The following is a 14,134-nucleotide window of genomic DNA, read 5'->3' as shown; positions in this document are numbered from 1 at the left end:
CTATTCAGCAACTATCGGCTCAGTCTTTTCCACCCAGAAGTTATTGAAACCATCACCTATGACGATCGTAACCAAGGAAAGTTGAAGTAATTCTAAAATTGCCAAAAAGGTATAAATCACAAAAATTTTGTCGGGTTTGATGCTGATGAATTCGGCGAAAGGTACTTTATTCCTGAAACTGATTTTCTCCAACACAAACTCTTTTTGCTGGGCGATAGTATATGGATACTGAATTACGGTGTGTTTTGTTTCATCCACCCGTGAGGCCATTTTGGCCATAGTCCGCTGGAAGACTTTCAGCAATTTGTACAAATCCATATCCTGCATTTCTGCGTCCACATCATCCACCTTGCTCAGCGTTTTTAATTCTTCTACTATATTTCCTCGCTTTTGCTTAGATAGCTCTTCCTCTTCCATCGAAGCAAGTTCTTCGATGACGGATTTGTACTTTTTGTATTCCAGCAGATTCCTGATCAATTCCTCTCGGGGATCCACTTCTTCCCCTTCTTCATTCAGCTCTGGTCTGGGCAATAACATCCGTGATTTGATCTTCATTAGTGTAGCCGCAAAGAGGATAAAATCACTGGCTACCTCCATTTCCATTTGCTCCATCTGATGGACATAATCCAGAAAGTCATTGGTAATCTTGGAAATAGGAATGTCATAAATATCCAGTTCATCACGCTCGATGAAAAAGAGCATCAGGTCAAAAGGACCTTCGAAGAGTGGTAATTTGATTTCGAAACTCAAAGGATATTTAAATTATTGGTTAATTTTGCCACCTTGTAGCCAAAGATATTCAATTAAGCTAAATTAATTGGAAACGGCCGGAGAAAGAGGCAATCGCCTCTTGTCCAAATTTACTTTATTGGAAAAACAAAGAAGCATAATTGTTGTTATTCTAATTTGAACATATTACCGCTGTAAAATGCTGATTGAACCAGGAGAATTATTAGCCCAAATAAATAACCCCGCAGACCTTAAGAAGTTTCCGAAGGAAAAGCTGGTTCAAATCTGTGATGAACTGCGTCAGTACATTATCGATAATGTATCTGTGTATGGCGGACATTTCAGTGCTAGCCTAGGAGTAGTAGAACTTACGGTTGCACTTCACTATGTCCTTAATACTCCCGAAGATCAGTTAGTCTGGGACGTTGGACATCAGGCTTACGGGCATAAAATTCTTACTGAGAGAAGATCACGTTTTCATACCAACCGTCTTTATGGGGGAATTTCCGGCTTCCCAAAACGAAAAGAAAGTGAATACGATACCTTTGGCGTAGGTCACTCCAGCACATCGATTTCTGCAGCATTGGGCATGGCTGTAGCTTCTCAATACAGAGGTCTTACTAAAAAACAGCACGTAGCTGTGATCGGTGACGGTTCAATGACGGGTGGGATGGCTTTTGAAGCCATGAATCATGCTGGGGTAAGTGATACCAATCTCTTGATCATTTTGAATGATAACTGCATGGCTATCGACCCAAATGTCGGGGCACTCAAAGATTATCTCACTGATATTACCACTTCCAAAACCTATAACAAGGCTAAGGATGAGGTATGGAAAATTTTAGGGAAGCTGAGCAAATTCGGTACAAGTGCGCAAGATGTGCTCTCTAAGGTGGAAGGAGGAATCAAATCGGCTTTACTTGACCAAAGCAACCTTTTCGAATCATTAAATCTCCGGTACTTCGGCCCAGTAGACGGACACGATGTCAACCACTTGGCAGAAGTACTGAAAGACCTCAAAGATATTCCGGGTCCTAAAATCCTCCATTGTATCACAATGAAGGGAAAAGGATATGGTCCAGCAGAAAAAGGAAATCAAACGACTTGGCATGCGCCGGGGACATTTGATAAGGTAACTGGGGAAATATATAAAACGACTCCAAGCACGCCGCAAGCTCCCAGATACCAGGATGTCTTTGGGCATACGTTGGTAGAACTGGCTGAGCTAGACAATAGAATCATGGGTGTGACCCCGGCCATGCCATCCGGTTCTTCTATGAATATCATGATGAAAGCGATGCCAAACCGGGCATTTGATGTGGGAATAGCGGAGCAACATGCCGTGACTTTCTCAGCAGGGCTGGCCACACAAGGGCTCGTCCCTTTCTGCAACATCTATTCTACCTTTATGCAGCGTGCTTACGACCAGGTATTGCACGATGTATGTCTTCAAAATCTACCCGTGGTCTTTTGCTTGGATAGAGCAGGATTTGCCGGAGCTGATGGCCCTACGCACCATGGTGCTTATGATATTGCTTTCTTCCGATGTATTCCAAACCTGGTTGTTTCAGCTCCCATGAATGAGGAAGAACTCCGTAATATGATGTATTCAGCCTCCATCCACAATGGGCCATATTCTATTCGCTACCCTAGAGGAAAAGGCGTGATGCCTGAGTGGAAAACACCTTTTGAGCAAATTCCGGTTGGCCAGGGCCGAATCATAAAAGAAGGTGAAGAGATCGCAATTTTGACGATTGGGCATATCGGCAACTATGCAGTGGAAGCTTGCAATAAACTTGAAAAAGAGGGGCTGAACCCTGCACAATACGATATGAGATTCGTAAAGCCGCTAGATGGGGAACTCCTTCATGAGATTTTTGGCAAATTCGAAAAGGTAATCACAGTAGAAGACGGCTGCCTTATGGGTGGGTTTGGCTCAGCCGTGATCGAGTGGATGATGGATCATGGGTATCACGCTCAAGTAAAGCGTTTGGGTATTCCCGATGATATCATTGAGCACGGTGAGCAGCATGAACTTCACCGCGAATGTGGCTTTGACCCGCATGGGATCGCTGAAGCCGTTAGAACTATGGCCAAGGTTTCCAAAACAGTTTAATACATGTCTGCTATTCATTTTTTTGAAAAAGGTGCCGGTGAACCGGTAATTTTGATCCATGGATTCTGCGAAATCGGTGAGATGTGGCGTGATTTTGCAGAAGCTCTTTCTTCTGATTTTAGAGTGATTTGCCCCGATCTGCCAGGATGCGGCAATTCTCCCATCCACTCCGATTCCATTACACTGGAAGAAGTCGCAGTCCTTTTACAAGAATGGATGGAAGAGAACGCTATTCATGATCCGATAGTTATTGGCCATTCTCTCGGCGGATATGTGACCCTTGCACTGCTGGAACTAATGGGTTCACAGCTAAAAGGAATTGGGCTTTTTCAATCTACAGCTTTTGCCGATGATGAAGAGAAAAAAGGTATGCGGGACAGAACAGTCATTTTTCTGAATAAACACGGATTAGATACTTTCGTGACTTCATTTATCCCTCCCCTTATACCTGAGCATAAGAGAGAAGCTTTTCAAGAAGAAATTACGACTGCTATCGATCAAGCCAAGCAGTCTACACTAAAAGGTCTGATTGCCTATACCCACGCTATGCGGGATAGGAAGGATCGTTTTGAGGTATTGAAGAATTATCCTGGTCCAAAGATGATGATAGCAGGTACATTAGACGGAGCTGTAAAAATCGATGCCAGCCGAGCCCATAAACCTGCAATCACTGACTATTACGAATTAGATGGAGTTGGTCATTTGGGAATGATCGAACTGAAAAATGAGAGTATTGAGATTTTGAGGGAGTTCTGCGGGAAGGGTGCCGCTTCTTAAATTCTACTGAACTCCTCAACGTATGCTAGCTTAACCGGAAGATGCTTTCATGTAAAATTAGAACCCTCACCAAGTTGATGTTCTCGCAATCTTAATTCTAGATTTTTGGTACTGACTGCATAATAAAATCCGTTAGCACAAATCAGTATATACATGAACGCTTTCATAGGTTCCTTAGAATAAATTTCAATTTTTCCATCTGGAGCTGATGAAACTACAACTGCTTACCCAGCATCTCCATCAGCTTCTCCAAATACTCCTGATCTACTGCATCAAAATCATCCAATTGATCGGAATCCACATCGAGTACCATCGCAACCAACCCACCTTTGAACACAGGAACAACTATCTCGGACTTGGAAGCTGAACTGCAGGCAATATGACCGGGAAAGGCATCTACGTCGGGAACCAAGACCGTTTCCCCTTTCTGCCAAGCGGTTCCGCATACTCCTTTGCCCATAGAAATCCTGGTACAGGCAATGGGCCCCTGAAAAGGTCCCAATACCAATTGATTCTCTTTCGTCAAGTAAAAACCAACCCAAAAGAAGTCAAATGCTTCTTTTAACGCAGCAGAGATATTGGCAAGGTTCGCATAAAGATCCGGTTCGCCAGAAATCAAAGCTTCGATCTGTGGCAAGATGGCTTCGTATTTTTCAGCTTTTGTCACCGATTCAGGAATGTATAGACTTTCAGACATGGTAGTAAATTCTTAAGGTGTCTTCCAAGATTTCAATGGTCTCGGAAATTGGGGTAGGAGGAATAGGTGCTACTATCCCCTTGCCAAACTTGGTATTGCTAGTAAACACCCGTGCTTCGTCCCAAAGTTCGGATACCAAAAATTTATTCAATAAATAGCTTCCCCCCTCTACTATCACACTTTGAATATTCCTGCGGAAAAGATCCTCCAAGATCTCCTTGACCTGAAATTCAGGATTCAACTTGACAAACTCCAAAGTCCCTCTAGTTTCAGCTTTCAGGGTATTGTAACAAATAGTTGGTACCGCTTCGTCAAAAAGTTTGAGAGTATTGGGAAGCTCCAATTTACTGTCAACTACCAGTCTGAGCGGATTTTTCCCTACCCAATCCCTCACATTCAACGCAGGATCATCGTATTTGGCGGTATTTTTCCCCACCAAAATAGCATCTTCCTCCGCTCTCCATTTATGCACAAGTTGTCTACTGGAAGCATTGGTAATCCATTTGGAAGAATAATCCCCTCTCGCTACAAAACCATCTTGTGTCTGTGCCCACTTCAAAATCACGTAAGGTCGTTTCTGTTCGATCTGGATAAAAAATCGTTTGTTTTGAAGCCGGGCTTCCTTTTCCGACACTCCTATTTCTACCTCAATTCCTGCATTTTCTAGAATTTGAATGCCTTTTCCCCCAACCAAAGGATTGGAATCAAATGCGGCGATCACCACTTTCTTCACTTTTTTCTCCACCAAAAGATGGGCACAAGGTGGAGTTTTGCCAAAATGGGCACATGGTTCCAATGTCACATATACCGTGGATTCAGCTAATAATTCCTGATTTACAACTGAATTTACGGCATTGACTTCTGCATGTGCTTTGCCATATTCCTGATGGTAGCCTTCTCCTATAATCTTCCCCTGATGAACGATCACGCAACCAACCATCGGGTTGGGACTCACTTTTCCCCGACCAAACTCCGCCAGCTCAAGTGCTCTTTGCATATATAGTTCGTCTGTAATCATTAAGGTGCTCTCTTAAGCGTAATTTCATTGAGAACAGAATCCTTTCTTCTTACGATATCCATTGAGAAAGCTGTGTCCAAGTAGAGCCCGTCTTTTGCGTTAATCTGCACATTGTAAAATCCCTCCGGAACACGGAAATAATATCTCCCAGAAGCATCTAGATGAGTAGAAAATGTCCCTTGCTCGCCGGTAATAGTAAGCGTAGGATAAAGGGTTAAAGGCTTTAGTATCCCACTGAGCGTACCTGTTCCTGCTCCCTCTATCAAGGAGAAGTAAGGATTCAAGTCATATGTAAGAGGAGATTCGGACACCTGTACGATTGACTTCTCAAGGTCCAGATCAAGGAAGAGATCGTATGATATACCTTGCTCCATGACTATAGCTGCGGGCAAAGAAATTTCATTTTCGGATGGATCAGAGAGTTTCAACTCATATCTTTTCTCATCCAAAAACATGGAATGATTCTCTCCCAAAATGATTTTAGCATTTGTAATCTGGCCTATCGGCAACTCATTTCTGCCTATTAATAGCGCATTCCCTCCCACCAGCTCACTCACTTTTATCCGCTTGTTTCCGGATTTATATTCTAGGAAAAAAGTCTGAGTTTGGCTTTCCCTCCCTTCCACCAAAACATCAATATCCACTCCTTCAACCTCCACAAATACAGAGTCCCATTTGGCAGGAGCATCTACCAAAATGACATTTAGAAGAGCCTTCGGGCTAGAGTCCGGATCCTCACACGATGTGAAGAATAGCACATAGACAATAGAGAGGAGACAAAAGTAAAGTTTTTTCACAGGGTAAATTTAGCCCAAAACTTTTCAAAAAGTCGATTCGCCTAAGCCTAGTTCAAAAAAAGGCCAGCCTAAGCTGACCTTTTCCCATGTTATTTTTCACTAAGTATTACCGGATCAATTGTAGTAATCTTTCCATCCTCCACCACAATTCCTTCCAGTACTACCCCAGTATAGGATTCATTTGGCGTAAATGTAACTGTATACATACCATCATCCAGCCCTGTGATCTTATAATTACCGGCTGCATTGACGAAAGTATTCATAGTTTCATCTCCATCGTAAGCGGTAACCTGCACCGGCTGGGCCTTCACTGGCAGCACTTGTCCCATAATACCCGAAGAAACTTTATCCAAATATGCCCGTAAAACAGGTTTTAAAATAATCTGACCGGAATTGCCAGCCTCCACAATTGATTTCGCAGCATCAAAGTCAATGATCAAATCATAAGACAATCCTCCCAATACATCCTTATCAACTTTTATTTTCAACCCGCTTTGCTGTGCACTCGGCGTTTTCAGTTCGTGACGTATACCATTTTTGATCACATAATTATTCTCTCCCAAAATCAATCTAAGCTGTTCTATTTCCCCTGCCGGAAAATCTTCAGAACCCAACAGTTCACTGTTGCCTCCAGTCAATTCCAGAAGATTTATGGGCTGGCTTTTGTCGTAAATGATTTCTACCCAAGATGACTCATCGTCGTCTTCATGCGTATTTTCTTCGATTCCATCTTCATTCACCTTGACTCGAAGAGCGAGCACTTCAATCCAGACCTCATCATAAGAAGCAGGAGCATCTACCAGATAAAAATTTACACGGGCAGAACCCTGACTTGGATTGTCGTTATCAGAAGAGCAGGCAATTGCTATTAAAGCCAGCCCAGTGATCATAAAATAAGTAATTATACTTTTCATAAGAAATGTGTTTAATTTCCTTGTGCGTGAAATCCAATGACCATGCCAAGTCAAAAAACACAAATTATAAAGTAATGTCTAAAGAGCTTCTTATTTTTGGGGATGATGAAATGGGAGCGCCTCTTATCCAGAGGCAGATTTGGTGACAATCCGGGATTTATACCCACACAAGTGGTCCGAAGTGAGTTTGAAATTGATTACGATCGAATTATTTTTTCGGCACCGTTTCGTAACCTACAAGATAAAACTCAGGTTTTTCCCTTACCCGAGCAGGCATTCGTGCACACTCGACTTACCCACAGCCTAGAAGTATCGAGTGTAGGAAGATCTCTAGGAAAAGCAGCAGGGGAAATTCTATTGGAAAAGTATCCTCAACTGACTAATACAGGCATTACTCCCTTTGAAATTGGAGCTATTGTAGCTGCGGCTGCTCTGACACATGATATTGGAAATCCGCCTTTTGGACATGCGGGAGAGGAAGCTATTTCAGATTTCTTCAAATTCCACCCTTCAGGAAAATGCTGGGAATCTCACGTCCGCACAGAGCAATTGGCAGACCTATGCAACTTTGAAGGAAATGCCCAAGGCTTTAGAATGCTTGTTTCAAAGCAATATGGACTGAAATTGACCTATGCTACACTCGCGGCATTTACCAAATATCCGAGACCAAGCATGATTGCACAGCGTGATATTGCCAGAAGAAGTCAAAAAAAATACGGCTTTTTCATTAACCAACTTGTCGATTTTGAACAATTGGGGGTGATATTGGGAATGGAAAAATCCAGTCCGGAGTGCTGGTATAGACATCCTTTGGCTTTCTTGGTAGAAGCCGCTGATGATATCTGCTATAGTATCATTGATTTGGAAGATGGCTGCACTCTTGGATTGGTGAGTTTCGAAGAAACAGTAGCACTTCTCGCTCCTATTTTGAAAGATAAGTTTGATCCCAAAAAACTAAAAGAGCCCAGAACTGCAGCTCAAAATTTGGGGGCACTTCGCGCACTGGCAATCGGACAACTAATCAGCGAATGTGTGGAAGAATTCGCCAAATATGAGGAAAGTATGTGCAAAGGCAATTTTGACAAGGCCCTGACAGACATTATCCCTTCTGCCAAAGCCCTACAGAAAATCACCGAAGTTTCTGTGCAAAAAATCTACAGATCCCAGATAGTTTTGGAGAAGGAGGCTGCGGGATTCCAGGTGCTGGAAGGGTTGATGGAGGTCTTTTCCAGAGCACTATACCATCAGTTTTATAATCCTGAGAAGTTCTCCGGACAAGACAAAAGCATTCTTCGCCTATTGCCGGAAGACTTTCCGCTGAAAGGCTGGGGAGCTGAGGTTAATCCCTATCCTTTGCTTCGCAGCTTGGTGGATTTTATTTCGGGTATGACGGACAAGTATGCACTGAATCTCTACAGACGGGTGAAAGGAATCTCATTCCCCGGATCTTAAAGCACAGAAGTAATCCACCATGTATTCCCAAACAGATCTTTATGGATTTGTCTAAAACTACATTTCTTTGATAATCTGATCAAAAAGTATTCTATTCAAAACTCGGAAAAGATTACAAGTCGGCTTAAATCTTGTTCTTACCTAGCCAAAAAGACTAAATAACACGTAATTATACTGTGTGAAATGAGTATTTCCAGTCAAACAAACTCCTGTTAGTCTTATAAATCCCGTTATGAAATCGAGCATGTTGAAGACGATACACAGCGGGATGATGATTACCCCACATGCGAGATTCCATAGCCTGCGCTGATTAATCGGGGTGGCCTTAAAAAAACAAATTATAAACACATGAAAAAGACACTGATCATCCTTCTAAGTGTATTTCTATTTTTGATAGCCGCGGCAGTAGCTGTTCCATTCCTTTTCAAAGACAAAATCGCTGCCCGGATTGACCGGGAAATTGCTCAATCTGTGAATGCCAAAGTAATTTATGACATAAATAATGTTAGTTTAAGCCTTTTCAGAAGATTTCCAAATGTTTCGGCAAGAATCAGAGATTTTGATATTGTTGGAAATGCACCATTTGAAAATGACACCTTGGTCTCTCTTCGTGAACTTTCCATAGATTTTAACCTTAGATCTGTCATTTTTGATGATTATCCCACTTTAACCGGAGTGCATTTGAACGGCGGAAATGTTTACATCAAGGTACTGAAAGATGGCACTGCGAACTACGACATCGCCTTCCCATCGGAAGAAGTAGAAGAGGAATCGACGGAAAGCAATTTCCAAATAGGAGTGGATCAGATGGAAATCAGTAATCTAAATGTAGTTTACGACGATAGACAGCTTAATTATTTCATGGCTTTGGGAGGTATTAATGCGAAAGGTGCCGGTGATTTTACTGCGGATGTATATGATCTTCCAATCGATCTGGAGGCACTAATCGCAGATGTAAGCTATGAAGACGTAAGTTACCTTTCCAATAAAACATTCAAAGGGAAAACACTACTGAATATTGATTTGGAAAACATGAAATTTACGCTGGGAGAAAGCGATTTTCAGCTGAATGACTTCCATTTCGGATTGAGCGGCTATCTCGCAATGCCTGGTGACGATATGGAAATGGATATAGCCATTGAAGGTAAAGACAATGAATTCAAAAACATTCTATCTTTGGTTCCTGGGATTTATTCAGCTAGTTTTTCAAGTTTGAAAACTTCCGGAACGATGGATTTTTCAGGCAAAATCCAGGGAACGTACAATGAAGAAAAATTTCCTGCTTTTGATGTTTCTCTAAAAGTAGCGGATGGTATGTTTCAATATCCTGACTTGCCAAGGCCCGTGAAAAACGTAAACCTTGACCTTCATGTCAAAAACGAGACAGACAACATATCCAATACTTCTGTATCCATTCCCACCTTCAATCTGGACTTTGGCAGCAATCCTATTTCGGGTAAGTTGCACCTTTCAGATTTGGTTAGTTACACTATTGATGCAGCTTTGAAAGGTAAACTCAATCTGGAAGAACTAACTTCCATTTTTCCGATTGAAGGCATTGAGTTGAAGGGCAATCTGGATGTAGATGCTACCGCAAAGGGTAGGTACGATTCTGCCGCAGGCATTATTCCCGCAATCAATGCAAAGCTGCTTTTGGCTAATGGATATGCCAAAAGTATTGATTACCCCGCTCCAATAGAGAAACTTACCGTCAATGCTTCTATCCAAAATCCAAGTGGAAGTATGACGGATTTTCTTGTGGACCTGAGCAGATTCGGATTTGAACTCGAAGGAGAGGCTATCAATGGAACTATGAAAATCCGTGATTTCGACAAGTTAATTTGGGATGGGGAGATCAAAGGCGGAGTAGATCTCAAAAAGATTTTGGCGATTTTCCCCATGGAGGACATGAGTATGGAAGGCAGGATTCTGGCCGATATCAACACAAAGGGTTCCTATGCCGCTGTACAGGAAGAAAAATACAATCAGTTGGAAACCCGTGGCACGATGGATGTCAGCAATTTCAAGTTTTCTTCCAAAGATGTACCTCAAGGAATTCAGATCGCCACAGCAAAAGCTGAGTTCACACCGGAACGAATTAATCTCACCGGATTCGATTCTCAAATCGGCGAAAGCCCTCTACAGGCTACAGGCTCACTATCAAATTACATGAACTATTTCTTAGGAGAGAATGGTACATTAAAGGGTCAACTTACCATGAAGAGTAGTCGGTTCAATGTAAACGAGTGGATGACTGAAGACACATCTGTAGACAGTACAAATGCAGAACTATCAGTTATAGAACTGCCCAGTAACATAGATTTTGCAATGTCAGTAGCTGCAAATGAAGTCCTTTATGACAATATGAACCTCAAGGATGTGAAGGGAAATATGTCTTTAAAAGACGGTGTTTTAAGCTTTTCCGATGCTTCAATGAAAACTATGGGAGGAACAATCGGTTTGGACGGAAAATATGATCCCCGTGACCTAACTGCACCTGCATTTAATTTCAAATTGAACATCGCAGACCTTAGCATAGCCGAAGCATTCAACTCTTTCAATACGATCAAGGCCTTTGCACCGATTGCTCAAAATTTGACAGGAAAATTCAATTCCAATCTTAGTTTCTCCGGGAAATTAGGCCAGGATATGATGCCCTTGCTGTCAAGTTTGGATGGAGAAGGATTGCTAAAAGTAGCCGAAACAGCCCTAAAAGACAGTAAAATCCTAGAAGGAATCACCAGTCTGACCAAACTCAAAGATGTCAATTCTCTTCAGATGAAAAATATTTCTATTCCCATCACTATCGAAAATGGCGTAATGGATGTAAAGCCATTTGACGTGAAACTTTGGGACTATCAGGCCAAAGTACAGGGGACTGCCGGCTTTGATGGCTCGATTAACTACTTAATAGATATGCAGATTCCCGCAGGGAAATTTGGGGCTCAGGCAAATTCTCTGCTTGCCACCATTTCAGGTAGTTCGATGGATGAAAACACCACCATCCCACTGGCATTGAATCTTTCGGGAACATACAATTCTCCCAAAATTTCCTTGGCAGGAGGCAACAGCATCGAATCCTTGCTCGCCAACGCTCTGAAAGCTAGAGTAAGCGGAGAAGCCAAAGCTCTCCAAAGTCAGGCTTCAGAGCAATTTAATGCAACCCAGGATAGCGTGAAGCAAGCCCTAAGAGCTAAATCCGAAGTAGCTCAGGACAGTGCTAAAAAGGAACTTGAGAAAAAAGTGGATGTCGCTAAGGACAAGGCTGTAGACGAAGCGAAAAATCTTCTAAAAGGATTTTTTCCAAAAAGCACTCCAGCAGCCAAACCAGATACGACAGTTTTGAAGAAGGATTAATTTGTGGGTTAAGACGTTTTGGAACTGTCAGTTTGTAAACATTGACCAGATACGGAGGCACCTTCCTGAATGAATTGGAAAGCATTAATCTGAGCAGATTTAAAGGGATGGGGCAGAAAAATGGCAGATATATCAAAAAAAACAGGAGCCTAAAGCCCCTGTCAGTTGATTAACTGTTTTTCTTACTTTCTTTCTTTGCGGCTTTTGCCGCCCGCTTTTCCTTTAGCGTTTTTGTAGCCTGAGATTTATCATTCTTAGGTTTACCTTCCGGTTGCTTAGCCATAGTTTCATTGATCAAATGATGTAATTGATTCTTGTTAAGTTAACGCGAATTCTCAACGGCTCAATCTAAATGTCCCTAATTATTTTATGGATGAAGAGTAGTAGTCGGTATTCAGTCACAGCGGTCACTGTACAACTGCGACTGAATACTGTGGCTGTCTACTTAAAACGGATATTTGCCTTGATCAATCATATAGTCAGCAATTTGCCTTCTCAATTCTTTCGTATTATAAAGCTCCGATTTGGTAAATCTCTTCAAGCCCATCAGCATCACTTTTTGCTCATCCCCTTTGGTGAAGCTACCTATGGCTTCCTTCGCTGCAGTAGCAATTTTATCAACGGCTTCGGAAAGATAAATCTGCGTCATAGCTATTTGGTTTTTGCAAGCCTCTTCTCCTTTGAGGGAGACAAGTTTCTCTGTCCGAAGGATAGCTGACTCACTTGCGTAGATTTCGATCATCACATCAGCAAGGTTCATCATAATTTCCTGCTCATCTTCGATCTTGTCCTGAAGTGTCATGGCCGCTTTGCCTCCGACCATGAGAAATACCTTTTTCAGTTTTTTGAGCACTTCTTTCTCAGCTGCAAAAAGCTCGGAGGTGTCAGTTGTCTCAAATGACGGCACGGATGTAAGCTCTTTGGAAACAGCCATTGCGGGATCAAAAATATTGATCTCTCCCTTCATCGCACGCTTCAGTAGCATTCCTACCATCAAAATACGGTTGATTTCGTTCGTTCCTTCATAGATTCTGGATATCCTGGCATCACGGTATGCACGCTCCATAGGTGCATCGGCCGAATATCCCATGCCCCCATAAATCTGCACTCCCTGATCTACTACATAATCCAATACTTCAGAACATTGCACTTTTGCGATGGCGCACTCAATTGCAAAAGCTTCCACACCTTTCAATTTTGCCTGATTGGCATCCATTCCATCTGCTTCCAAAGCATTGATTTTATTTTCGATGTCCTGACCAGCGCGATAGCAAAGTGCCTCAGAGACGTATGATTTGGTTGCCATCTCTGCAAGTTTGGACTTGATCGCTCCGAAAGAATTGATGCTTACTCCAAACTGCTTCCGCTCAGTGGAATACTTGATCGCATTGGTAGTGACTGTCCTCACCCCTCCCAATACGCCGGCACCGAGTTTTACTCTACCGATGTTCAGAATATTCACGGCGATTTTAAATCCGTTCTGACGATCCGAAAGCATATTTTCCGCAGGTACAGGACAATCATTGAAAAACACCTGACGGGTAGAAGAGCCTTTGATACCCATCTTTTTCTCTTCCTCATTCATCGTGATCCCTCCGAAGGACTTCTCTACAATGAATGCTGTCAGATTTTTGTCATCTTCGATTTTGGCAAAAACAATGAATAAATCCGCAAAACCTGCATTTGAAATCCACATTTTCTGGCCGTTGAGAAGGTACGTTTTACCATCTTCAGAAAGCATAGCTTTGGTTTTACCACTGTTTGCATCAGAACCTGCATCCGGTTCTGTCAAACAATAGCAAGCTGCCCATTCGCCTGTGGCAAGCTTTGGCAGATATTTTTTCTTCTGCTCCTCAGTGCCATAATACAGGATCGGAAGGGTACCTATCCCTGTATGTGCACCATAGGTAGTGGAAAACGAGCCTGCCGAGCCGATAATATCTGCGATCAGCATGGAAGTATTAAAACTCATCCCCATTCCTCCATATTCCTCGGGGACTGTAATTCCCAAAAGACCTAGATCTCCGGCTTTTTTGAAAATTCTCGGTATAAGGTCAGGATCTTTCATACTATCGATCTCCTGCACGTGGGGCGTGATCTCGGTATCAATAAAATCCTGGCAGGCTTGAGCCATCATTCGTTGCTCTTCTGTAAATTCTGCAGGGATAAAGATGTCTTGCGCATCTGTCTCCTTGATGAGAAATTCTCCTCCTTGGGTTGATTTTGTTATTGTGGCCATTGTTATTTAGACTTAAGATTATAGACGTAAGACTTTAG

General features: G+C 42.4%; 10 protein-coding genes. 4 read left to right on the top strand and 6 right to left on the bottom strand.

Annotated features, from left to right (window positions below; genetic code table 11):
• Positions 1 to 750 carry a ScpA family protein gene (locus ID165_RS21365; protein ID WP_192347452.1) on the bottom strand — a complete coding sequence of 250 codons (750 nt, stop codon included), beginning with the start codon at positions 748 to 750 and terminating at the stop codon, positions 1 to 3.
• 178 nt (positions 751 to 928) lie between these two features.
• Between ID165_RS21365 and dxs the strand changes: the two genes are divergently transcribed.
• Positions 929 to 2,845, top strand: coding sequence for a 1-deoxy-D-xylulose-5-phosphate synthase (gene dxs / locus ID165_RS21360; RefSeq protein WP_192347451.1), 1,917 nt, complete (start codon positions 929 to 931; stop codon positions 2,843 to 2,845).
• Positions 2,846 to 2,848: 3 nt separating this feature from the next.
• Complete coding sequence (locus tag ID165_RS21355) at positions 2,849 to 3,622, top strand: alpha/beta fold hydrolase (RefSeq protein ID WP_192347450.1); 774 nt, start codon at positions 2,849 to 2,851, stop codon at positions 3,620 to 3,622.
• Between the two features lie 214 nt (positions 3,623 to 3,836).
• Here ID165_RS21355 and ID165_RS21350 read toward each other — a convergent pair whose 3' ends face one another.
• The 4 genes from ID165_RS21350 to ID165_RS21335 all read right to left on the bottom strand — a co-directional run bounded on the left by ID165_RS21350 (position 3,837) and on the right by ID165_RS21335 (position 7,048).
• The gene (locus ID165_RS21350; RefSeq protein ID WP_192347449.1) at positions 3,837 to 4,319 is read right to left on the bottom strand and encodes a GAF domain-containing protein; all 483 of its coding nucleotides are present in this window, start codon (positions 4,317 to 4,319) and stop codon (positions 3,837 to 3,839) included.
• Positions 4,312 to 5,337: a bifunctional diaminohydroxyphosphoribosylaminopyrimidine deaminase/5-amino-6-(5-phosphoribosylamino)uracil reductase RibD gene (ribD, locus tag ID165_RS21345; protein WP_192347448.1), complete on the bottom strand. Its 1,026-nt coding sequence runs from the start codon at positions 5,335 to 5,337 to the stop codon at positions 4,312 to 4,314. The genes ID165_RS21350 and ribD overlap by 8 nt, the downstream gene beginning before the upstream one ends.
• Positions 5,337 to 6,134, bottom strand: coding sequence for a DUF4382 domain-containing protein (locus ID165_RS21340; RefSeq protein ID WP_192347447.1), 798 nt, complete (start codon positions 6,132 to 6,134; stop codon positions 5,337 to 5,339). Before ID165_RS21340 ends, ribD begins: the two co-directional genes overlap by 1 nt.
• A gap of 89 nt (positions 6,135 to 6,223) precedes the next feature.
• Positions 6,224 to 7,048, bottom strand: a complete 825-nt coding sequence (locus ID165_RS21335; protein ID WP_192347446.1) for a DUF4382 domain-containing protein — start codon at positions 7,046 to 7,048, stop codon at positions 6,224 to 6,226.
• Between the two features lie 105 nt (positions 7,049 to 7,153).
• On the opposite strand from ID165_RS21335, the gene dgt reads away from it, so the two are divergent.
• Positions 7,154 to 8,500 carry a dGTP triphosphohydrolase gene (gene dgt / locus ID165_RS21330; RefSeq protein ID WP_192351700.1) on the top strand — a complete coding sequence of 449 codons (1,347 nt, stop codon included), beginning with the start codon at positions 7,154 to 7,156 and terminating at the stop codon, positions 8,498 to 8,500.
• 348 nt (positions 8,501 to 8,848) lie between these two features.
• Positions 8,849 to 11,857: an AsmA-like C-terminal region-containing protein gene (locus ID165_RS21325; protein WP_192347445.1), complete on the top strand. Its 3,009-nt coding sequence runs from the start codon at positions 8,849 to 8,851 to the stop codon at positions 11,855 to 11,857.
• 445 nt (positions 11,858 to 12,302) lie between these two features.
• Here the strand turns inward: ID165_RS21325 and ID165_RS21320 are convergent, their stop codons facing one another.
• Positions 12,303 to 14,096 (bottom strand): acyl-CoA dehydrogenase family protein, encoded by a 1,794-nt coding sequence (locus tag ID165_RS21320; RefSeq protein ID WP_192347444.1) that lies wholly within the window; start codon positions 14,094 to 14,096, stop codon positions 12,303 to 12,305.
• Between the last annotated feature and the right edge of the window lie 38 nt (positions 14,097 to 14,134).

Origin of the sequence: Algoriphagus sp. Y33 (genome assembly GCF_014838715.1) — a bacterium.
Taxonomy (GTDB): domain Bacteria; phylum Bacteroidota; class Bacteroidia; order Cytophagales; family Cyclobacteriaceae; genus Algoriphagus.
The sequence above is the reverse complement of the archived record's forward strand: the minus strand, read 5'-3'. Positions and strand labels throughout refer to the sequence as shown.

What these genes read in the sequence shown, in the direction of transcription:
- ID165_RS21325 (WP_192347445.1), top strand. Translation starts at nt 8,849, where the DNA reads ATGAAAAAGACACTGATCATCCTTCTAAGTGTATTTCTATTTTTGATA.
- ID165_RS21350 (WP_192347449.1), bottom strand. Translation starts at nt 4,319, where the DNA reads ATGTCTGAAAGTCTATACATTCCTGAATCGGTGACAAAAGCTGAAAAA.
- dxs (WP_192347451.1), top strand. Translation starts at nt 929, where the DNA reads ATGCTGATTGAACCAGGAGAATTATTAGCCCAAATAAATAACCCCGCA.
- ID165_RS21355 (WP_192347450.1), top strand. Translation starts at nt 2,849, where the DNA reads ATGTCTGCTATTCATTTTTTTGAAAAAGGTGCCGGTGAACCGGTAATT.
- ID165_RS21335 (WP_192347446.1), bottom strand. Translation starts at nt 7,048, where the DNA reads ATGAAAAGTATAATTACTTATTTTATGATCACTGGGCTGGCTTTAATA.
- ribD (WP_192347448.1), bottom strand. Translation starts at nt 5,337, where the DNA reads ATGATTACAGACGAACTATATATGCAAAGAGCACTTGAGCTGGCGGAG.
- ID165_RS21320 (WP_192347444.1), bottom strand. Translation starts at nt 14,096, where the DNA reads ATGGCCACAATAACAAAATCAACCCAAGGAGGAGAATTTCTCATCAAG.
- dgt (WP_192351700.1), top strand. Translation starts at nt 7,154, where the DNA reads ATGAAATGGGAGCGCCTCTTATCCAGAGGCAGATTTGGTGACAATCCG.